General features: G+C 71.4%; 22 protein-coding genes and 1 pseudogene. 13 read left to right on the top strand and 10 right to left on the bottom strand.

The window, feature by feature from the left end; genetic code table 11:
• Together ACZ4WH_RS39190 and ACZ4WH_RS39185 are read right to left on the bottom strand one after the other, a co-directional pair.
• The coding region (locus ACZ4WH_RS39190) for an LLM class flavin-dependent oxidoreductase (RefSeq protein ID WP_468189987.1) at positions 1 to 138 on the bottom strand (138 nt) is incomplete at its 3' end.
• Between the two features lie 108 nt (positions 139 to 246).
• Positions 247 to 1,200 (bottom strand): NADP-dependent oxidoreductase, encoded by a 954-nt coding sequence (locus tag ACZ4WH_RS39185; protein ID WP_468189981.1) that lies wholly within the window; start codon positions 1,198 to 1,200, stop codon positions 247 to 249.
• A gap of 134 nt (positions 1,201 to 1,334) precedes the next feature.
• Here ACZ4WH_RS39185 and ACZ4WH_RS39180 point away from each other — a divergent pair, with 134 nt between their 5' ends.
• A complete protein-coding gene (locus ACZ4WH_RS39180) occupies positions 1,335 to 1,754 on the top strand; it encodes a winged helix-turn-helix transcriptional regulator (RefSeq protein ID WP_468189979.1) in 420 nt (139 codons plus the stop codon).
• A gap of 18 nt (positions 1,755 to 1,772) precedes the next feature.
• Here the strand turns inward: ACZ4WH_RS39180 and ACZ4WH_RS39175 are convergent, their stop codons facing one another.
• Positions 1,773 to 2,237 carry a hypothetical protein gene (locus ACZ4WH_RS39175; protein WP_468189977.1) on the bottom strand — a complete coding sequence of 155 codons (465 nt, stop codon included), beginning with the start codon at positions 2,235 to 2,237 and terminating at the stop codon, positions 1,773 to 1,775.
• A 147-nt stretch (positions 2,238 to 2,384) separates the two neighbouring features.
• On the opposite strand from ACZ4WH_RS39175, the gene ACZ4WH_RS39170 reads away from it, so the two are divergent.
• The 3 genes from ACZ4WH_RS39170 (at position 2,385) to ACZ4WH_RS39160 (ending at position 3,768) form a co-directional block, all read left to right on the top strand.
• Positions 2,385 to 2,723: a YnfA family protein gene (locus ACZ4WH_RS39170; RefSeq protein ID WP_359261288.1), complete on the top strand. Its 339-nt coding sequence runs from the start codon at positions 2,385 to 2,387 to the stop codon at positions 2,721 to 2,723.
• An 89-nt stretch (positions 2,724 to 2,812) separates the two neighbouring features.
• Positions 2,813 to 3,589: an SDR family NAD(P)-dependent oxidoreductase gene (locus tag ACZ4WH_RS39165; RefSeq protein ID WP_468189975.1), complete on the top strand. Its 777-nt coding sequence runs from the start codon at positions 2,813 to 2,815 to the stop codon at positions 3,587 to 3,589.
• Positions 3,586 to 3,768, top strand: a complete 183-nt coding sequence (locus ACZ4WH_RS39160; RefSeq protein WP_468189974.1) for a hypothetical protein — start codon at positions 3,586 to 3,588, stop codon at positions 3,766 to 3,768. The genes ACZ4WH_RS39165 and ACZ4WH_RS39160 overlap by 4 nt, the downstream gene beginning before the upstream one ends.
• A gap of 36 nt (positions 3,769 to 3,804) precedes the next feature.
• Here the strand turns inward: ACZ4WH_RS39160 and ACZ4WH_RS39155 are convergent, their stop codons facing one another.
• Positions 3,805 to 4,650 (bottom strand): SDR family oxidoreductase, encoded by an 846-nt coding sequence (locus ACZ4WH_RS39155; RefSeq protein ID WP_468189972.1) that lies wholly within the window; start codon positions 4,648 to 4,650, stop codon positions 3,805 to 3,807.
• 92 nt (positions 4,651 to 4,742) lie between these two features.
• On the opposite strand from ACZ4WH_RS39155, the gene ACZ4WH_RS39150 reads away from it, so the two are divergent.
• Positions 4,743 to 5,327, top strand: a complete 585-nt coding sequence (locus tag ACZ4WH_RS39150; RefSeq protein WP_468189985.1) for a TetR/AcrR family transcriptional regulator — start codon at positions 4,743 to 4,745, stop codon at positions 5,325 to 5,327.
• Between the two features lie 145 nt (positions 5,328 to 5,472).
• Complete coding sequence (locus ACZ4WH_RS39145) at positions 5,473 to 6,297, top strand: LAGLIDADG family homing endonuclease (protein ID WP_468189970.1); 825 nt, start codon at positions 5,473 to 5,475, stop codon at positions 6,295 to 6,297.
• Between the two features lie 45 nt (positions 6,298 to 6,342).
• On the opposite strand, the gene ACZ4WH_RS39140 is transcribed toward ACZ4WH_RS39145, so the two are convergent.
• On the bottom strand, positions 6,343 to 7,536 hold the full coding sequence (locus tag ACZ4WH_RS39140; RefSeq protein ID WP_468189968.1) for an RtcB family protein: 1,194 nt from the start codon (positions 7,534 to 7,536) through the stop codon (positions 6,343 to 6,345).
• A 214-nt stretch (positions 7,537 to 7,750) separates the two neighbouring features.
• Between ACZ4WH_RS39140 and ACZ4WH_RS39135 the strand changes: the two genes are divergently transcribed.
• The 3 genes from ACZ4WH_RS39135 to ACZ4WH_RS39125 all read left to right on the top strand — a co-directional run bounded on the left by ACZ4WH_RS39135 (position 7,751) and on the right by ACZ4WH_RS39125 (position 11,047).
• Positions 7,751 to 8,638 carry a DUF3558 domain-containing protein gene (locus tag ACZ4WH_RS39135; RefSeq protein ID WP_468189966.1) on the top strand — a complete coding sequence of 296 codons (888 nt, stop codon included), beginning with the start codon at positions 7,751 to 7,753 and terminating at the stop codon, positions 8,636 to 8,638.
• Positions 8,639 to 8,764: 126 nt separating this feature from the next.
• Positions 8,765 to 9,679 (top strand): DUF3558 family protein, encoded by a 915-nt coding sequence (locus tag ACZ4WH_RS39130; RefSeq protein ID WP_468189965.1) that lies wholly within the window; start codon positions 8,765 to 8,767, stop codon positions 9,677 to 9,679.
• Between the two features lie 120 nt (positions 9,680 to 9,799).
• On the top strand, positions 9,800 to 11,047 hold the full coding sequence (locus ACZ4WH_RS39125; RefSeq protein WP_468189963.1) for a DUF2637 domain-containing protein: 1,248 nt from the start codon (positions 9,800 to 9,802) through the stop codon (positions 11,045 to 11,047).
• Positions 11,048 to 11,098: 51 nt separating this feature from the next.
• On the opposite strand, the gene lysS is transcribed toward ACZ4WH_RS39125, so the two are convergent.
• Positions 11,099 to 12,838 carry a lysine--tRNA ligase gene (lysS, locus tag ACZ4WH_RS39120; RefSeq protein WP_468189961.1) on the bottom strand — a complete coding sequence of 580 codons (1,740 nt, stop codon included), beginning with the start codon at positions 12,836 to 12,838 and terminating at the stop codon, positions 11,099 to 11,101.
• A gap of 128 nt (positions 12,839 to 12,966) precedes the next feature.
• On the opposite strand from lysS, the gene argS reads away from it, so the two are divergent.
• Positions 12,967 to 14,730 carry an arginine--tRNA ligase gene (gene argS, locus ACZ4WH_RS39115; protein WP_468189959.1) on the top strand — a complete coding sequence of 588 codons (1,764 nt, stop codon included), beginning with the start codon at positions 12,967 to 12,969 and terminating at the stop codon, positions 14,728 to 14,730.
• A gap of 31 nt (positions 14,731 to 14,761) precedes the next feature.
• Here the strand turns inward: argS and ACZ4WH_RS39110 are convergent.
• Positions 14,762 to 15,720: pseudogene (locus ACZ4WH_RS39110) on the bottom strand (helix-turn-helix transcriptional regulator).
• A 73-nt stretch (positions 15,721 to 15,793) separates the two neighbouring features.
• On the opposite strand from ACZ4WH_RS39110, the gene ACZ4WH_RS39105 reads away from it, so the two are divergent.
• Both ACZ4WH_RS39105 and ACZ4WH_RS39100 read left to right on the top strand, forming a co-directional pair.
• Positions 15,794 to 16,183 (top strand): VOC family protein, encoded by a 390-nt coding sequence (locus tag ACZ4WH_RS39105; RefSeq protein ID WP_468189957.1) that lies wholly within the window; start codon positions 15,794 to 15,796, stop codon positions 16,181 to 16,183.
• An 81-nt stretch (positions 16,184 to 16,264) separates the two neighbouring features.
• The gene (locus ACZ4WH_RS39100; protein WP_468189955.1) at positions 16,265 to 17,089 is read left to right on the top strand and encodes a DUF4253 domain-containing protein; all 825 of its coding nucleotides are present in this window, start codon (positions 16,265 to 16,267) and stop codon (positions 17,087 to 17,089) included.
• A 10-nt stretch (positions 17,090 to 17,099) separates the two neighbouring features.
• Here ACZ4WH_RS39100 and ACZ4WH_RS39095 read toward each other — a convergent pair whose 3' ends face one another.
• Entirely contained in the window at positions 17,100 to 18,428 is a 1,329-nt protein-coding gene (locus tag ACZ4WH_RS39095; protein ID WP_468189953.1) for a helix-turn-helix domain-containing protein, read from the bottom strand.
• A 190-nt stretch (positions 18,429 to 18,618) separates the two neighbouring features.
• Here ACZ4WH_RS39095 and ACZ4WH_RS39090 point away from each other — a divergent pair, with 190 nt between their 5' ends.
• Positions 18,619 to 19,341, top strand: coding sequence for a DUF4232 domain-containing protein (locus tag ACZ4WH_RS39090; RefSeq protein ID WP_468189983.1), 723 nt, complete (start codon positions 18,619 to 18,621; stop codon positions 19,339 to 19,341).
• 5 nt (positions 19,342 to 19,346) lie between these two features.
• On the opposite strand, the gene hemB is transcribed toward ACZ4WH_RS39090, so the two are convergent.
• Positions 19,347 to 20,339, bottom strand: coding sequence for a porphobilinogen synthase (gene hemB / locus ACZ4WH_RS39085; protein ID WP_468189952.1), 993 nt, complete (start codon positions 20,337 to 20,339; stop codon positions 19,347 to 19,349).
• Positions 20,340 to 20,517: 178 nt separating this feature from the next.
• Complete coding sequence (locus ACZ4WH_RS39080; RefSeq protein ID WP_468189950.1) at positions 20,518 to 20,904, bottom strand: hypothetical protein; 387 nt, start codon at positions 20,902 to 20,904, stop codon at positions 20,518 to 20,520.
• Positions 20,905 to 21,056: the final 152 nt, after the last annotated feature.

The raw sequence follows: 21,056 nt of genomic DNA, 5'->3' as shown, positions 1-21,056 counted from the left end.
CGCGAAGACGTCCAGGCCGACCTCCTCGGCCTTCAGCGCGATGGCGACCATGGCCTTGATCCGCTCGCGCTCGGTCGGGGTCCGCCCCGTGGTGGCGTCCGGCGTGACATCGCCGACCGTGAAGATCCCGAACTGCATGGTCGCTCACCCTCCAGGTTGTTGACCGTTCAACTATACCCCTCCAACGGCCACCACACCCCGGATATTCCAGCCCCCTCCACCGCCCCCACCGCCCCCTCCCGACTCCTACGGCACCAGCACCACCCGCCCCCGCACCCCGCCCTCGGCCAGCCGGGCATGCGCCTTGGCCGCCTCCTCCAAGGCGAAGGTCTCGGCCACCCGCAGGGTCAGCACCCCTTCGTCCACCAGCCGGACCAGCTCCGCGAGCCGCGCCCCGTCCGCGGTCACCGCCACGGCCCCCGTCCGCACCCCACGCACCGACGCGGGGTGCGCCCCGGGCCGCACCCCTACATACGCGCCCCCGTCCCGCACCCACTCCAGCGCCGGCTCGCCGAGCACCGCCGCGTCCAGCACCGCGTCCACGCTCCCCGGCTCGACCCCCTGGACCCCCTGGACCCCCTCGGCTCCCTCGACCGCCCCGGCCCGCCCGGCCTGCCCGGCCCGCCCGACCGTGAAGTGCGCGGCCCCCAGCGACCGCACCAGTTCCTCGTCGCCCGCCCGGGCGTGCCCCGTCACCTCGATCCCCCGGTGCGCGGCCAGCTGCACGGCGAACCCGCCGACCGCGCCCGCCGCCCCGGTCACCAGCAGCGACGCGCCCGGCGCGAGGTCCAGCAGATCCAGCGCCTGGACGGCGGTCAGGCCGTTCAGCGGCAGGGTCCCCGCGTGTACGGCGTCCACCGTGGCCGGCGCCGCCGCCACCGCGTCCGTGTCCACGACGACGTACTCGGCGTGCGCGCCCAGCGGGTCGGCCACGCCCGGCACGAGCGCCACCACCGAATCGCCCACCTGCCAGGCGGCGGCAGCCCCGACCGCGTCCACCGTCCCGGCCGCGTCCCAGCCGAGCCCGAGCGTCTTGCCGGCCCCGCCGAAGAACCCGGCACGCACCCCGGCGTCCACGGGGTTCAGCGCGCCCGCGGCCACCTTGATCCGCACCTGCCGGGCACCCGGCTCCGGCACCGGCACCTCGGCGATCTCCACCGCGTCCGGACCGCCGAACGTCCTCACCACAGCAGCACGCATGACAACTCTCCCTCACCACAAGGCACTTGATGGATTGCGCGGCACCTTTCCGGCCGCACGACCCACAGTAGGAGAGCTACTATCCATAGGTAAGTAGTTACCTGAGAGTGCGTAGCCGACCCGGAGGAGAGCCCATGGCGACCACGACCGCCGCCCAGCGCCGCGAACAGGCCCGCGCCGACTACGACGCCTTCCTGCGCAGCTGCCCCACCAACCAGCTCCTCGGGCGGCTCAGCGACAAGTGGGTCAGCCTCGTCGTCGCCGCCCTCTCCACCGGCCCCCTGCGCTACAGCGACCTCGGCCGCAAGATCGCCGGCGTCAGCCCCAAGATGCTCACCCAGACCCTGCGCGCGCTGGAGCGGGACGGCATCATCAGCCGCACGGTCACCCCGTCCGTCCCGGTCCGCGTCGACTACGCGCTCACCCCGCTCGGCGCCAGCCTCGCCGGCCTGCTCACCGCCGTGAAGACCTGGGCCGAGACGCACTTCGACGAGGTCCGCGAGGCCCGCGAACGCTACGACGCCGACAACCCCGACGCCGAGAACCCCGCCTGAGCCGAAGGAAGCGCCGGCTCAGAAGGCGTACGAGTCCCCGGTCGCCAGCACCAGCACCGCCATCCGGTCGTTCGACCGGTCCTGGTCCACGACACCCGCGCTCCACGCGGCGTCGATCTCCAGCGTCAGCTCCGACGGCCGCTCCCGCAGCCGTAGCGGCAGCCGCAGCTGCTCCCCCGCCGCGTCCACGGCCAGCGGCCCGGTCCCGCACAGCACCGTTCGCACGTCCTCCCGGGCACAGCGCGCGGGCAGCTCCTGCCGGTCGGCCAGCTCCTCGGACCAGCGCAGCCGGACCGTGGCGTCCGTGACGGCGGTGGGCCCGTTGTTGCGCGGGGTCAGCAGAACCTCCACCAGGTCCCCGTCCATCGTCGCGGTCCCGTGGAAGGCGAGATCGGCCTCCGGAACCGGAGCGGCCACCGCGATCCCCGGCGCCAGGACGGCACCGGCACACACCCCGGACAACACCCACGCCCGCATCCGCATGCCCTCACCACTCCTCGCTCGCGACCGCACCGCCGTGTCCACGGCTGCCGTACGGATGTATGCCACGCGAGCCGCCCGCCAGGCGCCCTCCAACAGGTGACGCGCCCTCCCCCGGGTGACGCGGAAACGGCGTGCGAAGCTGCCCGCATGCCGATCCTCCGCTCCGCCGCCCTGTTCGTCGTCGCCGCGCTCTTCGAGATCGGCGGCGCCTGGCTGGTCTGGCAGGGTCTGCGGGAACACCGGGGCTGGCTGTGGATCACCGGCGGCGTCCTCGCCCTCGGCGCGTACGGCTTCGTCGCCACCTTCCAGCCGGACGCCCACTTCGGCCGCATCCTCGCCGCCTACGGCGGAATCTTCGTGGCCGGCTCGATCCTGTGGGGCGTCGTCGCGGACGGCTACCGCCCCGACCGCTGGGACATCACCGGCGCGCTGATCTGCCTCGCCGGGATGGCCGTCATCATGTGGGCGCCGCGAAACGGCGGCTGAGCCTCACTTACGCTGGACGGAACCGCTCGACCGAACCGCTCGACCGAACCGCTCGACCGAAGCGCCCCGACGCAGCCCCAGGAGCAGCCATGGCCACCGCCGCCCCGTCCGCCGCCTCCCGCATCGCCGTCGTCACCGGCGCGAGCAGCGGCATCGGCGCCGCCACGGCCCGGCAGCTCGCCGCGGCCGGCTACCGCGTCGTCCTCACCGCCCGCCGCAAGGACCGCATCGAGGCCCTGGCCGAGGAACTGACCAAGTCCGGCCACTCCGCGGTGGCGTACCAGCTGGACGTCACGGACCGCGCCGCCGTGGACGAGTTCGCCACCGCCTTCGAGACGATCGGCGTCCTGGTCAACAACGCGGGCGGCGCCCTCGGCGCGGACCCGGTCGCCACGGGCGACCCGGCGGACTGGCGCACGATGTACGAGACGAACGTCATCGGCACCCTGAACCTCACCCAGGCGCTGCTGCCGAAGCTGGTCGCGAGCGGCGACGGCGTGGTCGTGGTCGTCTCCTCCACCGCCGGTCACGGCACCTATGAGGGCGGCGCCGGATACGTGGCCGCCAAGCACGGCGCCCACGTCCTCGCCGAGACCCTCCGCCTGGAGATCGTCGGCCAGCCGGTCCGCGTCATCGAGATCGCCCCCGGCATGGTCAGGACCGACGAGTTCGCACTGACCCGCTTCGGCGGGGACACGGAGAGGGCCGAGAAGGTGTACGAGGGCGTCGCCGAGCCCCTCACCGCGGACGACGTGGCCGAGACGATCACCTGGGCGGTGACCCGCCCCAGCCACGTCAACGTCGACCTCCTGGTCCTGCGCCCGCGCGCCCAGGCGTCCAACACGAAGGTGCACCGGGAACTGTGACGACCACCGACGGCTCCGCACGGTCCCCGAAGCCGCCGGAGCCGGACTCCCTGGAGAAGCGGCGCCTTGCGCAGGAGACGAAGGACGAACGCCAGGTCTGGTACTTCCTGGCCTACTTCCTCTTCGGCATCCACTTCATCGCGTTCATCATGATCTACGCGGTCCGGCACGCGAAGTAGCGCCCGGGCCCCCGCGCCGCACCCCCGCGCCGGACCCTAGGCGAACGCCGGCAGGTTCCGCGCGACCCAGGCATCGAAGGGCGCGGCCGGGCGCCCCAGGACCTCCTCCACGTCCGGCCCGGCCCTCCGCTCGGCCGGCAGCGGCGCACCGAGGACGTCCAGGGTGCCGGCGACGACCTGCTCCGGCATGAACCGTGCCATCCCCGCGTGCGCGTCCTCACGGGACAGCTCCACGAAGGTCACCTTCTCGCCGAGGGCCCTGGCGATGACCTCGGCCTGCGCGCGCGGACTGATCGGCTCCGGGCCGGTCAGCTCGTACACCCGGCCCGCGTGCCCGTCCTCCCGCAGCGCGGCGGCGGCCACGGCGGCGATGTCCGCCGGGTCGACCACGGGCAGCGCGACATCGCCGAAGGGGGCGAAGACGGTGCGCTCGGCGCGGACCGACTCGGCCCAGGCGAGGGCGTTGGAGGCGAATCCGCCGGGCCGCAGGATGGTGAACTCCCGCCCGGACGCCCGTACCGCGGCCTCGAAGGCCCGCAGCCGGGCGTGCGAGGGCGCGTCGGGCCGGGTGGCGCTGACCTGCGAGGACACGAGCACGATCCGCCCGACCCCGGCGTCCGCGACCACGTCGAGCAGGGCGTCGGGGCTCTCCCCCCGGAAGTTCAGCTCGCCTCCCAGGACGAGGAACGCGGCACGGGCACCGTCGAGGGCGGGCCGCACGCTCACCGTGTCCCCGATCCCACCCTGAACCCACCGCACCCCGGCCCCGGACGGCGCGGCCCCCGGCCGCCGCGACACGGCCACGACCTCCTCACCGGCTCCCGCCAGCAGGTCCACCAGCACACGCCCGACGTTCCCGGTCGCACCGGTCACAGCGATCATCACGAACCCCCACTGAGTCAGTTGGCTAACTAACTCGAAAGCTAGCAGACCCCCACCCCCGGCTGTCTATAGTCAGTCAGGTGACAAACTCAGTGGATCGGCGGGCACGGGCGTCACAGAAGCGCCGACGGCTCACGGCAGCGGCGGCCCGGGTCCTGCACGAGCAGGGCGTCGAGCGCACCACCCTCGCCGACATCGCCCGCGAGGCCGACGTCCCGGTCGGGAACGTCTACTACTACTTCAAGACCAAGGACGAACTGGTCCAGGCCGCACTGTCGGAACACCGCGCCCACCTGGACGAACTCACCGAAGAGCTGGACCGGTTGCCGACCCCCCACGACCGCCTCAAGGCCCTGATCGAGGCCTGGATCGCCCAACGCGAGGTCGCCGTCCGTCACGGCTGCCCCACCGGCACCCTGGCCGTCGAACTCGACAAACGCGCGGACGGCACGCTGGACGCCGAGGCCGGCGCGGTGATCCGCCGCCTCCTGGACTGGACCGCCGACCAGTTCCGCACCTGGGGCATCCCCGACCCCGACGACCACGCCCTCACCCTGATCGCGGCCTACCAGGGCATGTCCCTCCTGACCAACGCCCTCCGCGACCCGGACATCATGACCCGAGAGGGAGCCCGCCTGCTGCGCTGGCTGGACTCGCTGGAGCCGGGGGACGCGTAACCCACAAGGGCGAACCTCTTCGATCACCCGATCAGCGCACGAACATCCACCCTAGGCTCGCGCCACACGATCAACTCCACGGTCCTCGCTCGGGATGCCAGTCCCGAGCGAGGACCTGACCAGCAAGGAAGGAATGCGCTTCCTCATGGCTGAATGCGAGCCTAACGCCCACCGGTTCATGGACCTCACGGTCCCCGAGTACGCGTACATGTTCGGGTTCTTGCAGGCGGACGGGCATCTGTCCCAGCAGTCGCGGAACCGAGGAGGACTGACCGTCGAGGTCAGCGCCCGGGACATCGATCTACTGCGGCAGTTCCAGAAGCTGACGCCCTACAACAGCAGCATCACCGAACGCACCCGGTCCACCAACTTCGCCACGACTCACACCGCCGCCATCTGGAGCCTGCATTCCCTGGAGGCCAGGACCACGATCAACGAACTCGGCCTGCCTTACGGCCGCAAGTCCAGGACGATCACTCCACCGTCCGTCGAGTTCTCGCGCCGCGACTATCTACGAGGCCTCTTCGATGCAGACGGCTCAGTCGGCTTTACCGGTAAGGGCCTTCCCTTCATCGCCCTCACCACCGCCAGCAGCGCCATCGCGTCTTTTCTGCGCGACTACGCCAAGGACATGACGGGAGCCGAGCGCACTCTCAAGCGCAACACCCGCGATGCCGTGTACAACGTCCTCTACACGATGGAGACGGCTCAGCGCCTGGCTGCCGACCTGTACTACTCCGGCTGCCTGTCCCTGGAGCGCAAGCGCGCCGCCGCTGACGCCCTCGCCACCTGGGCCCGCCCCGCCGGTTCGAAACCCAGGCCGCCCCGCATCGAGTGGACGAGTGACATGGATCGGGTCCTGCTCGCCGCGACGATCGCTCACGCAGCAGCGGAACTCGGCTGTTCCCAGAGCGCCTGCCAAGTACGCCGTTGGAAGCTGCTGAACGGCGTCATCACACAGCCGCTCTGAGCACCTGAGGGGCGCGACGAGTGTTCACCGCGCCCCTCACCATGCCTAACCCTTGACGCAGACAACCTGCTTCAACTTGGCCACAACCTGGACCAGGTCCCGCTGCTGGTCGATGACCTGGTCGATCGACTTGTAGGCGCCCGGGATCTCGTCCACGACGCCGGAGTCCTTGCGGCACTCCACGCCCCGGGTCTGCTCCTCCAGGTCCTTGGTCGAGAAACGCCGCTTGGCCGCGTTCCGGCTCATCCGCCGACCGGCCCCGTGCGAGGCGGAGTTGAAGGCCAGTTCGTTGCCGAGACCCTTCACGATGTACGAGCCCGTGCCCATCGAGCCCGGGATGATCCCGTACTCGCCGGAGCCGGCCCGGATCGCTCCCTTGCGGGTCACGAGCAGGTCCATGCCGTCGTACCGCTCCTCGGCCACGTAGTTGTGGTGGCAGGAGATCTCCGGCTCGAAGGTCGGCTTCGCCTTCTTGAACTCCTTGCGGATCACGTCCTTCAGGAGCGCCATCATGAGCGTGCGGTTGTACTTGGCGTACTCCTGCGCCCAGAACAGGTCGTTGCGGTAGGCCGACATCTGCGGGGTGTCCGCGACGAAGACGGCGAGGTCCCGGTCGACCAGGCCCTGGTTGTGCGGGAGTTTCTGGGCCTCGCCGATGTGGTGATCGGCGAGTTCCTTGCCGATGTTCCGGGAGCCGGAGTGGAGCATAAGCCAGACCGAATCGTCCTCACTTACGCAAACTTCCACAAAGTGGTTCCCCGACCCAAGTGTCCCCATTTGTCCGATTGCTCGACTCCTGCGGAAGTGCACCGCCTCCGCAACCCCGTCGAACCGCCCCCAGAAGTCCTCCCACCCCGCCGTGGCCAGCCCGTGGAAGTCCCCCGGCTCGACGGGATCGTCGTGCATCCCCCGCCCCACGGGAATCGCCTGCTCGATCTTCGACCGCAGCCGGGACAGATCACCGGGGAGGTCGTTCGCCGTCAGGGACGTCTTGACCGCCGACATCCCGCAGCCGATGTCCACCCCGACCGCCGCCGGGCACACCGCGCCCCGCATCGCGATGACCGAGCCGACCGTCGCACCCTTGCCGTAGTGCACGTCCGGCATCACAGCCAGGCCCTTGATCCACGGCAGGGTCGCCACGTTCTGGAGCTGGCGCAGGGCCACGTCCTCGACCGTCGCCGGGTCCGTCCACATCCGGATCGGGACCTTGGCGCCCGGCATCTCCACGTACGACATATGTTCCTCATTCCCCCGGAAACGGCAACAAAAGGCTTAGAAGCAGCAAAACGCAAAAGCGGCGCCAGGGTCGATGAAAAGGGACAAGGGACCGGCGTCCACGGCAGTGCGTGCGATACACATTGTCTCCAGGGGACGCCCCGCTGCGGCAAGCGAATAACCAGCGGGGACACTGGACCACCAGCGATCGCACACCGTCGAGAGGAGCCCGACCGTGCAGCGGAAGGCGTACGTAACCGGCACCGCCGCCCTCCTCGCGGCGTTGCTGGCCGGCTGCACGAGCGGCTCCGGGGACAAAGGCCCGACGGACAACGCCAACCCGGGCGACGTCGGCTCGGCCGCGGCCGCCGCCCAGCCCGGCAAGTACCGCACGCTCCCCGAACCCTGCGGCGCGATCGGCCACGACACCCTGGACGCGCTGCTGCCCGGCATCCAGCAGCTCACCGACCCGGCCCAGCGGGACAAGGCCTACCAGGGCGAGGCCGCGCTCACCTACGACACCGATCGCAAGGTCGGCTGCCGCTGGAAGGTCGAGTCGGCCGACGCCACGGACCGCCTGTCCGTCGACTTCGAGCGTGTGGTGTCGTACGACAACACGGTCAGCGACGACGACCAGGCGCAGAAGCTGTTCCTGGAGAAGGAGACGGCCGCCGACCTGCCCGCGCCGACGACTTCCTCGGCGCCGCCGCCCTCGTCCCCGACGCCCACCTCGTCCGCGTCCGCATCTTCGTCCGCGAAGGGCTCTCCCGGCGGCGCGGCCTCCCCGGGTGCGACGAAGCCCTCCTCCTCCGGCTCGTCCACCTCCAACTCCCCTTCCTCGTCCGGGTCGTCGGGGTCCTCCTCCGGTGCCACGCCCACCGATCTCCAGCCGCGTACGCTCTCCGACCTCGGTGACGAGGCGTATCTGGACGACCGGCTCAGCACGTCCGGTTCGACGGCCGAACAGCGGACCGTGACTGTGGTGTTCCGCACGTCCAACGTCATCGTCACCATCCAGTACGAGGAGCAGCCGATGGCCACCGGAACGGTCCCGGACAGCGAGGAAATGCAGGACAGGGCCCGTAATCTGGCCTCTCGGCTGGACGACGCGCTGGGCGGCTGACGGCCTCACCGGTCCCACCCGTCCCCGCCCGCAAAGCGCGCGAACGGAAACCGCACAGCTCCTTCACCGCGTACCGTGGCCCCGCAGGAACCCGCACGAACACCGAGCGTCATGAGTGAAGGAACCATGCAGCGAGCAGCCCAGCGAGACGACCGTGCCCAGCGTGACCAGCGAGCCAAGCGCCTTCGCCGCGTTCTTGTCTGCGCGGCAGCCGTTCCCGCGGTTCTGATCACCGCCGCGTGCTCCTCGGACTCCGGTGACCCGAACGCCAAGTCCGGTGGCGACAGCAGCCGGCAGGCGGCCGGCGGCAGCAGTTCGCAGCCGTCGGCGAGCGCGTCCCCGACGGTGCGGGCGGCGGCGTACGAGAAGCTTCCCGACGCGTGCGCGGTGCTGTCGAAGAAGACGCTGACCGATCTGGTCCCGAAGGCTGCGAAGTCCGGCAAGAAGGGCAGTTCGGACGAGCCGGCGTCGCGCGCCTCCTGCTCCTGGAACAGCCTGGACAACAACGGCGTCAAGGGCTCCCAGTTCCGTTGGCTGAACGTGTCCCTGCTCCGCTTCGACTCGGACGTCACGCGCGGCTCCGGTGACGACCAGGCGCACACGTTCTACGCCCAGCAGGTCAAGGACGCGCAGGCGGTGGACGGCGCGAAGAACGCCAAGGCGATACCGCTGTCCGGCACGGGCGCGGAGGCGACGGCGGTGCGTTACGACCTGAAGAAGAAGGAAGGCCTCTTCAAGCAGCAGACGGTCGTGGCCAGGGTGGAGAACGTCGTCGTGACGGTCGACTACAACGGCGCCGGTCTCGCGGGCGAGAAGACGCCCGACGCCGACGACCTGACGAAGGCCGCGGAGAAGGCCCTGAAGGAGGCCGTGGCGTCGGTCTCGTCGGCCAACGGCGCGGGCGGTAAGGCGACTTCGCCGACGTCCCCCTCCAAGTCGGCATCGCCCTCCAAGGCGCCCTCGAAGTCCCCCTCGAAGTCTCCTTCCAAGTCGGCCTCCTCCAGCGCATCTCCGTCCAAGTCGGCCGCGAGGAAGAGCTGACCGGAGGGCCGTAGCGGCTGACCGGCACCACGTTCGCCGCACACGTGTGCCACTCTGTTGCGCGCAACAACACGCAATGGGAGGGGAGTGCGAGTGGCCGCGCCACTGAAGCTGACTCGGATGCACCGCGTGCTCATCGGCGTGGTCGTGACCGGCGCGTTGATCATCGCCGGTATCGGCTTCGCCGGTTCGTACGCGGCCGTCCGAGAGCTGGCCATCAAGAAGGGCTTCGGGAACTTCTCCTATGTGTTCCCGGTGGGCATCGACGCGGGCATCTGTGTCCTCCTCGCCCTCGACCTGCTGCTGACCTGGATCCGCATCCCCTTCCCGCTGCTGCGCCAGACGGCGTGGCTGCTGACGGCGGCGACGATCGCGTTCAACGGCGCCGCCGCCTGGCCGGACCCGCTGGGTGTCGGGATGCACGCGGTGATCCCGATCCTGTTCGTCGTGGCGGTCGAGGCGGCCCGGCACGCGATCGGCCGGATCGCCGACATCACGGCCGACAAGCACATGGAGGGTGTCCGCCTCACCCGCTGGCTCCTCTCCCCGGTCCCCACGTTCCTCCTCTGGCGCCGCATGAAGCTGTGGGAGCTGCGCTCCTACGACCAGGTCATCAAGCTGGAGCAGGAACGGCTCGTCTACCAGGCCCGCCTGCGGTCCCGGTTCGGCCGGGCCTGGCGCCGCAAGGCTCCGGTGGAGTCCCTGATGCCCCTGCGCCTGGCCAGGTACGGCGTCCCGCTGGCGGAGACGGCCCCGGCGGGCCTGGCGGCGGCGGGCATAGAACCGGTCCTCCTGCCCCCGGCCCCGCGGCAGCCGCAGCTGGAGGCGGCGGCCGGCCCCGCGGTCGCGGGCGGTCGTGCCGCCGGGGCGGCGCCCGTCCCCCAGCAGGCGGCGCCTCACGGCGAACGGCGCCCAGACGAGCCCCCGGTGGACGAGCAGAGCCCGTGGTTCCAGACTCCCCGGGAGGTCGAGTACCACGGCGGCTACGACCCCACCTACGACCCCATGCTCCAGGAACCCCAGTACGCCCCCGAGGAGCAGTACGAGGACTGGTACGAGGACCAGCCCGCGGAGCAGTTCCAGCAGCCCTCCCCCGAGGAGACCGGCAGCTTCCCCATCCCGGTCGGCCCCAACCGCATGCGCGAGCTGGGCGAGGGCGGCGGCGTCCCCGAGCCGGAGCCGACGGAGGACGAGTACTACCAGGTCTTCCGGAAGTCGATAGACGGCAGCTTCCCCACCCCGCACCAGTTCGGCGAGGCGGTGGAGGCGACGTACGGCATCACGCTGCCCGCGCGCGACACCGACCGCATGGTCAACCGCTTCACGAACCGCTTCAACGCGGAACTGGAAGAGGACCACATCGCGTGACGGCATGAAAAAGGGGCCCTCCGCCGGCGGAGGGCCCCTTTTCCGTATCGCTTACTCCCCGAGCAGGCGCCGCACCCGGTCCTGCCCCACGGCGAGCAGCAGCGTGGGCAGCCGGGGCCCGGTGTCCCGCCCGACGAGCAGGTGGTACAGCAGGGCGAAGAACGACCGCTGAGCCGTCTTGATCTCGGCCGGCAGCTCCTTGGGCGTGGCGTCGGCGGAGAACCCGGCCTGCACCTTGGGCACGCCGTACACGAGGTGGGTGAGCCCGTCGAGCGACCAGTGGTCGGCGAGCCCGTCGAGCAGCAGGCGCAGGGACTGCTGGGAGGCCTCGTCGAGGGACTTCAGCAGTTCGGCGTCGGGCTCGTCGCGCACGATGGTCCGCTGGTCGGCGGGGACGTGCGTGTTGATCCAGGCCTCGGCCCTGTCGTACCGGGGCCGTACCTCGTCAAGGGAGGCCAGCGGCTGCTCCGGGTCCAGCTCGGAGAGGATGCGCAGGGCCTGGTCCTCGTGGCCGGCGGTGATGTCGGCGACGGACGCGAGCGTGCGGTACGGCAGCGGTCGCGGCGTCTTCGGCAGCTCACCGGCGGCGGTGCCGACGGCACGGGTGTACGCGGCCACGTCGCCCGGCAGGGCCGAGCCGTCGGCGACCTTGGCGGCGAGCTTGTCCCACTCGTCGTAGAGCCGCTGGATCTCCTGGTCGAAGGCGATCTTGAAGGACTGGTTGGGCCTGCGGCGGGCGTACAGCCAGCGCAGGAGCTGCGGTTCCATGATCTTCAGCGCGTCGGCCGGGGTCGGGACCCCGCCCCGCGAGGAGGACATCTTCGCCATGCCGGAGATGCCGACGAAGGCGTACATGGGGCCGATGGGCTGCTTGCCGCCGAAGATGCCGACGATCTGGCCGCCGACCTGGAAGCTGGAGCCCGGCGAGGAGTGGTCGACACCGCTCGGTTCGAAGATCACGCCCTCGTAGGCCCAGCGCATCGGCCAGTCGACCTTCCAGACCAGCTTGCCGCGGTTGAACTCGCTGAGCCGGACGGTCTCGGCGAAGCCGCACGCGGTGCAGGTGTACGACAGCTCGGTGCTGTCGTCGTCGTAGGAGGTGACCGTCGTCAGGTCCTTGCCGCAGTTGCCGCAGTACGGCTTGTACGGGAAGTACCCGGCGGAGCCGGAGCTGCCGTCGTCCTCGGACGCGGCGCCGGAGCCCTCCTCGGCCTCCAGCTCGGCCTCGTCGACGGCCTTCTGCTGCTGCTTCTTCGGGGCCTTCTTCGTGCGGTACTGGTCGAGGATCGCGTCGATCTCGTTCCGGTGCCTCATGGCGTGCAGGATCTGCTCGCGGTAGGCGCCGGAGGTGTACTGCTCGGTCTGGCTGATCCCGTCGAACTCCACGCCGAGCTGGGCCAGCGACTCGATCATCGCGGCCTTGAAGTGCTCGGCCCAGTTCGGGTGCGGCGAGCCCTTGGGGGCCGGGACGGACGTCAGCGGCTTGCCGATGTGCTCGGCCCACGACTCGTCGATGCCGGCGACGCCGGCCGGGACCTTGCGGTACCGGTCGTAGTCGTCCCAGGAGATCAGGTGCCGGACCTGGTGGCCGCGGCGGCGGATCTCGTCGGCGACGAGGTGCGGGGTCATGACCTCGCGGAGGTTGCCGAGGTGGATCGGACCGGAGGGGGAGAGTCCGGACGCGACGACGACCGGTTTGCCCGGGGCCCGGCGCTCCGACTCCTCGATGACCTCATCCGCGAAACGGGAGACCCAGTCGGTGGTCTCGGTGCTCTGAGCCACGATCGGCACGTCCTTCTTTCTGAACGGGGTGACACCCCATTCTCACAGACCGGATCGCGGCCGGGAAAACGGCTTTACCCCCCATGGGATACTGGGTGGGTCTATCCATCCCCACGAGGAGAACGGCACCCACTCCTATGGCCTCGGTCACGTCCCTCAGCGACAACGTCCAGCAGCACCTCGCGTCCGCCCTCTCGGCCACCCTGCCGGAGGCCGCCGGCGCGGACCCGCTGCTGCGACGAAGCGACCGGGCCGACTTCCAGGCCAACGGCATCCTGGCCCTGGCCAAGAAGGCGAAGGCGAACCCCCGGGAGCTGGCGACGCAGGTCGTCTCCCAGGTGGTGACGGGTGACGTGATCAAGGACGTCGAGGTCTCCGGGCCCGGCTTCCTCAACATCACGATCGCGGACAGGGCGATCACCGAGAACCTGGCCGCGCGGTACGCGGACGACACGGGCCGCCTCGGCGTGCCGAACGCCGAGCGGCCGGGCACGACGGTGATCGACTACGCGCAGCCGAACGTGGCGAAGGAGATGCACGTCGGCCACCTGCGCAGTGCGGTGATCGGCGACTCGGTGGTGCAGCTGCTGGAGTTCACCGGCGAGAACGTGGTCCGTCGGCACCACATCGGCGACTGGGGCACCCAGTTCGGCATGCTCATCCAGTACCTGGACGAGCACCCGCACGAGCTGGACCACAAGGACGCCCAGGTGACGGGTGAGGAGGCGATGTCGAACCTCGACCGCCTCTACAAGGCCGCGCGGAAGAAGTTCGACTCCGACGAGGAGTTCAAGACGCGGGCCCGGCGCCGGGTGGTGGACCTCCAGGCCGGGGACCCGCACACGCTCGCCATGTGGCAGAGGTTCGTGGACGAGTCGAAGATCTACTTCTTCTCCGTCTTCGAGAAGCTGGACATGGAGGTCCGGGACGCGGACATCGTCGGCGAGTCCGGTTACAACGACATGCTGGCCGAGACCTGCCGCCTGCTGGAGGAGTCGGGTGTCGCGGTCCGCTCCGAGGGCGCGCTGTGCGTCTTCTTCGACGACATCAAGGGCCCGGACGGCAACCCGGTCCCGCTGATCGTGCAGAAGTCGGACGGCGGCTACGGCTACGCGGCCACCGACCTCTCGGCGATCCGCGACCGCGTCTTCAACCTCAAGGCCGACACCCTGCTGTACGTGGTGGACGCCCGGCAGGCCCTGCACTTCCGGATGGTCTTCGAGACCGCCCGCCGGGCCGGCTGGCTGAACGACGACGTGACGGCGGTGCAGCTGGCCTTCGGCACGGTCCTCGGCAAGGACGGCAAGCCGTTCAAGACGCGTGAGGGCGAGACGGTCCGCCTGGTCGACCTGCTGGACGAGGCGATCGAGCGGGCGTCGGCCGTGGTCCGGGAGAAGGCGCAGGACCTGTCCGAGGAGGAGATCGCCGAGCGGGGCGCCCAGGTGGGCATCGGCGCGGTGAAGTACGCGGACCTGTCGACGTCGGCGAACCGGGACTACAAGTTCGACCTGGACCAGATGGTCTCGCTGAACGGCGACACGTCCGTCTACCTCCAGTACGCGTACGCCCGTATCCAGTCGATCCTCCGCAAGGCCGGCGACACCCGCCCGGCCGCGCACCCGGAGCTGGCCCTGGCGGACGCCGAGCGCGCCCTCGGCCTGCACCTGGACTCCTTCGCGGAGACGGTGCGGGAGGCGGCCGCGGAGTACGCCCCGCACAAGCTGGCGGCGTACCTGTACCAGCTGGCGTCGCTGTACACGTCGTTCTACGACAAGTGCCCGGTCCTGAAGGCCGAGACCCCGGCGCAGGTCGAGAACCGCCTCTTCCTGTGCGACATCACGGCCCGCACCCTGCACCAGGGCATGGCCCTGCTGGGCATCCGCACGCCCGAGAAGCTCTGACCGAGCCCGGTACGACGCCGGCGGCCCGCCCTCACTCCGGGGGCGGGCCGTCGGCTGTCTGGGCGGCCAGCAACTCCCGCGCGCGGCGCACGAAGGCCTCGCGCACGGCGTCCGGGGCGAGGACGCGCAGGGGGGTGGCGAGGCCCAGCAGGTAGCCGGCGAGGCCGTCCGCGTCCGGGCCGCCGATGTCCACGAGGGTGGCGTCCGGTCCGTCGGCGCGGTGGGTGCCGACGGTGGCGGGTACGACCCGCAGGGCGTCGGCCAGGGGCAGCGGCAGCCGGATGGTGGCCGACAGCGGGTAGGGGCCGTTGGCGGTGTTGCGGGAGACGAGCTGGGCCGGGTCCGGCGGGTCGGTGATCTCCACGGGCCGGCCGGTGGACCGGAGCCGTTCGACCCGGTCGGCGCGGAAGGTCCGCCACCCCCGGGCCACGTCCCGGGCGACGAAGTACCAGCGCCGGCCGGTGTGGACGAGCCGGTACGGATCGACGTCCCGGACCGTGTGCCGGTCCTGCCCGTCGCGGTACGACAGCCGGGCCCGCTCACCGCGCCGGCAGGCGGCGGCCAGCTCCAGCAGCAGGCCGGGCCGGATCCGTTGCTCCTCCGGCCAGGGAAGCCGTACGAGGGCGTCGTCCCACTCCGCCAGCCGCTCGGCGATCCGGGGCGGCAGCACCTGCCGCAGCTTCAGCAGGGCGGACAGGGCCGCCTGGTCGCCGCCCAGCGCGCCGCCGAGCGCCGCCCCACCGCCACGGCCAGCGCCTCCTCGTCGTCCAGGATCAGCGGCGGCATCCGCGAGCCGGCCCGGAGCCGGTAACCGCCCCAGGGTCCGGCGTCGGAGTCGACGGTGTATCCGAGTTCCCGCAGCCTGGCGATGTCCCGCCGGACCGTGCGGTCGGTGACGGCCATGCGCTCGGCCAGCTCGGCACAGGTCCAGGAGGGCCGGGCGGCGAGCAGCGCGAGCAGACGGAGCAGACGGGCGGAGGCGCTGAGCACGGGCGGAAGTTTTCCACACCGGCTTCCACGACCAGGACCGGAACTGTCCGGGTCAGGCCCTACGGTCGTCCCCATGAGTACCGACACCACTTCGACGCCCGCGTTCCGCTATGCCGCCGTCACCTTCGACTGTGCGGACCCGGTCGAACTGTCCCGTTTCTACGGCGAGATGTTCGGCCTGCCCGTCGCCTACTCCTCCGACGACTTCGTGCTGCTGGGCGGCAAGGACGGCGCGCCGGGGCTGGGCTTCAACCGCCTTCCCGACTACCGCCGCCCCACCTGGCCGGACCCGGCCCAGGAGAAGCAGGCCCACATCGAGGTGGGCGTGGACGACCTGGACACGGCCGAGGAGCGTCTGCTGAAGCTCGGCGCGACCAAGCCGGAGGCCCAGCCGCAGCCGGACCGCTGGCGGGTCCTGCTGGACCCGGCGGGGCACCCGTTCTGCATCACGACCCTGGTCTGACACCGGGCCGGGAGGCCGGCCCGCCACCAACGGCCGTGCTGCTCAGCGGCGTTGTCAGTGGCGGGCTCTACAGTCACCGGTATGGCGACTCTTCCCAACCCGCTGCCCAAGCTGGCCACCGACCCCAGTGGGCGTTCCCTCGGCCTTCGACTGCCGCCCGGCAGGCTGGTGGACGAGACGGACGACGGACCCTGGCACGAGCCTTTGCTGTGGCACGCCGAGAAGCCCTCCGCGCCCGGCACCTGGAAGGCGCTGGGTGCGCCCGCGGCCCGTGCCGGGCTGTTGCCGCTGCTGGTGGATCTGGCCGGTTGCCGGGCCGGGATCGAGGACTGGGCGCTGTTGCCGGGCGAGGCGTCGTACCCGGGGGACCACGAGGCCGAGGACGTGCTGTCGGAATACTGGGCGGAGGAGACCGACGGGCATGCCGGCGAGGAGATCGAGCCGTTCGGCGTGGAGTGGCCGGGGCTCGCGTCCGCCGGGCTCCTGGCCGCCGATCCGGAGAGCCGGGCCGCGCAGGTCGCCGACGCGCTGCATCAGGACCTGAGCGCGTGGGCCGAGTGGATGGAGGAGCCGCACCTGGCCCTCGTCCCGGCCCGCCGCTCCGCCGACATACCGGCGGCGATCGGCTGGACCGGCACCCTGGACTACGACGGCGACGTGGCCCGGATCTGCGCGGTGCTGCGGTCGTGGGAGGACCGGTTCGGCATCCGGGTGGTGGCGCTCGGGCCGGACGCCCTGGTGGTGTCCGTCGCGGCGCCGCCCACCGCTCTCGACGACGCCGAGGTGCTGGCCGCCGAGCACTACGCGCTGTGCCCGAACGCCGTGGTGCAGAGCGGCCCGGGGAGCGTGGGGGCGTACGCCAAGGAGCTGGTCGGTGCCACGAGTTGGTCCTTCTGGTGGGACTGAGCCGGGGGCGTCAGTTCTGCTCCGACGCCGGTTGCCACTTCTCGCCGCCGAGCGGGAAGGCGTACGCCGGACGGCCGTTGTCGCCGCTGGTGCGGAACGGCCGGCCGGCGTCGTCGATCACCAGCGTGCCGTGCCGGTCCCCGCTGGACCAGGACAGCTCCAGGTACCAGCTGACGTCGTACGCGGACGCGTCCGCGGTGACGTGGAAGACCTCCGGGTCCGACCGGCTCACCTTGAACGGGAAGTCCCGGCTCCCGGCCTCCGGTACGGGCGCGGGGCGCATCGCGTCCAGGGCGACGGTGAAGGAGCGGGTCGGCACACCGCCGCCGCAGCCGACGCCGGGATAGCCCATGGCGTAGTCGTTCCACGCGAGTGGTGACCGCTTGCCCGCCATGCGCACGGACAGCTTCTCCAGGACGACGGTCTCCTCACCGGTGCCCTGCACGGTGAAGGTGACGAACTGCTCGCCCGCCGAGACCGCCTGGTGCACGTCCACCCAGGCGGGCGCGTCCTGTTCCAACGGTGGCGGGGCGACGGCGGTGGGCGGCCGGTCGATCAGGTAGTGCTGGGAGCAGGGGCTCAGCCAGCTGAAGGGGCGCGTGGTGACCGTGAGGGGCGGGGCGGCCTTCGTCCGCCCGGCCGTGGCGGCACCGGAGCCGTCCTCCGGGGTGCCGCCACGGGTGGCGGGGGCCTTGGCGGAGGGCGAGGCCGAGCGGGTGGCGGACCGGTGGGGCGTCGGGCTCCCGGCCGTCGGTTCCGGGCGTGCGCTGTCCCGGGCGGCGGCCTCCCATGTGGCCGTGGTGGCCTTGCCGTCCCGGCCGTCCCGCTGTCCGTCGCCGGAGTGCCCGGAGGGCAGGTTCAGCGCGACCGCCGCGGTGCCGAGCAGCGCGGTGACGGTGAGGGCGGCGAGGAGGACGGCGGGGCGGCGGCTCCGCCGCCGGGGCGCGACCGGCACCGGCTCGGGTTCAGCGACCGGCACCGGGTCAGGCTCAGGCTCAGCCGCCGGCGCCGGCTCGGGTTCGGGTTCGGGTGCAGAAACGGGCACCGCCTCAGGTTCCGTCACCGCCACCGGCGACGGCTCCTTCCGCCCCCGCCACGCGTCGGCCAGCACCCACCGCCGGTGCAGCTCCACGAGTTCCTCGGGCGTGGCCCTGCACAGCCGGGCGAGCCGCTCCACGGGCGCGTAGTCCGTCGGTACGGCGTCCCCGTTGCAGTACCGGTGGAGCGTCGACGTACTCATGTGGAGCCGCTTGGCGAGCGTGCCGTAGCTGTGCCCGGAGCGGTTCTTCAACTCCCGCAGCAGTTCCGCGAAACCGCTCTCAGACGTGCCCTCGGACACCGTTCCTCCGTCCCCCCTCGTCCCACCCCACCGTTCCAGGGAGGGACTGTTCCCGCAGGTCAAAGCCGGTGCGGGCGTTCCAGCGTCCCGGATCTGAGGCCGCTGCTGGCCACCGGGACGGCCCCGCCCACAGGCTGAGGTCATCCAAGCACGTCAACCGGCCCAGCCCGAAAGAGGACTTGCCATGCGAATGCGCCATATCCGTCTGCTCGCCGCCACCGGCACCGCCGTCACCGCCCTCGCGCTCACGGCGTGCGGCAACGGGACGGGAACCAAGGACGAGGGCGCCGCCCGGCCGACGACCCCGACGGTCTCGGCGGAGACGACGGCGTCGGGGAAGGCCGCGTCCGGGACGCCCCGGGCCGGCACCGGCGGCCGTACCGGGCACGGCACGCCCGTGGCCCGTACCCACGCACCCGACGCACACCCGAGCACCTCCCCCGCCGCGCGCGGCACCCAGGGCGGCACCGGCACCTCCGGCGGCTCCGTGGTGCTGTGCAACGGCGCGAACACCACCGTCACCGCGCAGCCGCTCACCCGGCCCCTCAACCACCTGCTGATCACCGTGAAGAACACCGGCGGCAGGACCTGCGAGCTGCCGTACTACCCCGTGCTGCGCTTCGACCAGATGCAGTGGGTGCCCCAGGCCGACCGGGACACCCAGCCGCAGGCCGTGGTCTCCCTGGCGCCCGGCGAGTCGGGGTACGCGGGTGTGCTGCTGTCGGCAGCCGACGGCAGCGGCACCGGCGGGATGACGGCCCGCAAGCTGACGGTGGCCTTCCAGGGCCTCACCCCGAACAGCAGCGGCGGCCCGTCCGCGACCCCGTCCCTGCCCGCCGAGGGCGTCTACTACGACAGCTCGCTGAAGGTGACGTACTGGCAGCAGGACCTGGACGCCATCTCCGGCTGGTGAGCGGACTAGCGGAGCTTCTGGGCCACCTCGGTGGCCCAGTAGGTGAGGATGTTCCGCGCCCCGGCCCGCTTGATGCCGGTCAGGGTCTCGAAGACGGCCCGGTCCCGGTCGATCCAGCCCTTCTCGGCGGCGGCCTCGATCATGGCGTACTCGCCGGAGATCTGGTAGGCGGCGACGGGCACGTCCACGGCGTCCGCGACCCGGGCCAGGATGTCGAGGTAGGGGCCGGCCGGCTTGACCATCACCATGTCGGCGCCCTCGGCCAGGTCCAGCTCCAGCTCCCGAAGGGACTCACGCCAGTTGGCCGGATCCTGCTGGTAGGTCTTGCGGTCGCCCTGGAGGGAGGAGGCGACGGCCTCGCGGAAGGGGCCGTAGAAGGCCGAGGAGTACTTGGCGGTGTAGGCGAGGATCGCGACGTCCTCGCGGCCGATCTGGTCGAGCGCGTCCCGGACGACGCCGATCTGGCCGTCCATCATCCCGCTGGGACCGACGACATGGGCGCCGGCGTCGGCCTGCACCTGGGCCATCTCGGCGTACCGCTCCAGGGTGGCGTCGTTGTCGACGCGCCCCTCGGCGTCCAGCACCCCGCAGTGTCCGTGATCGGTGAACTCGTCCAGGCACAGGTCGGACATGACGAGCAGGTCGTCGCCGACCTCGGCCCGGACGTCCCGGAGGGCGACCTGGAGAATCCCGTCCGGGTCGGTGCCGACGGTGCCCTGGGCGTCCTTCTTGGCCTCCTCCGGCACGCCGAACAGCATGATCCCGGAGATCCCGGCCTCAACGGCCTCCAGCGCGGCCTTCTTCAGGCTGTCCCGGGTGTGCTGCACGACGCCGGGCATCGACGCGACCGGCACCGGCTCGCTGACGCCCTCACGGATGAACGCCGGGAGGATGAGGTCGGCGGGGTGCAGCCGGGTCTCCGCGACCATGCGGCGCATGACGGGGGTGGTGCGCAACCGTCGGGGACGCGTACCGGGAAAGGATCCGTACTTCGTCATGCCCTCTACGCTACGCCCGCCCGGCCTGCACCTTTGCCGACGCGGTGTCGGACGGGAAAGGACGGCTTGAGACCCCTGCGGGCAGTTCCGGGGCAGCTGGTCGACGTCCTGCGGCCGGTCTCCACTCGCTCAGTGCTCCTCCATTCCGGCGAGGATGCGGCCGGCCAACTCGCTCCGGTCATTGCGGTGCGGTGTCCGGGCCCAACGCCTCGTGCTCCGGCAGCGCGTACAGGCGTGCGCAGGCCGCCAGGCGCAGTCCGGCGTCCTGGGAGGCGAGCAGCCCTTCGGCGTCGAAGCCGGGCACTCGCTGTGTCGCACGCACCAAGCGGGCGAAGATCTGGTCCATCCGCTGAGTCCGGGCCCGACTGCCGGGCTGTTCGAGGCGTACGTTCACATACTCGGCAGCCAGTTCCCTGACCGCTTCCCAGGCCGTGCCGTCGTCTGCCGTCTCGTCGGGGCCGTCACCGACGAGCGCGGCGTTCGCCGTCCGCTGGACATCCTCGATCCGGCGTTCGATGCCCTGGAACTCGATCCTGGCGAAGCCCGGCACCTCAATGCTGCGCAACAGCTCCCCGAGCCACGGCACGCCGGCGTAACCAGTGGGCCACATTCCCAGAGCGCCGCCGGCTCTCCCCCTCACCCATGCCGGCCGGCATCGCAGAACCGCGACGGCCGGGAGGGCGGTTTGTCCCACGGCAACGAGCAGGCGGAGCGCAC

The organism is Streptomyces sp. NPDC029138 (genome assembly GCF_055564375.1).
Note: the sequence above shows the minus strand (reverse complement) of the source record. Positions and strands in the feature narration are given on the sequence as shown.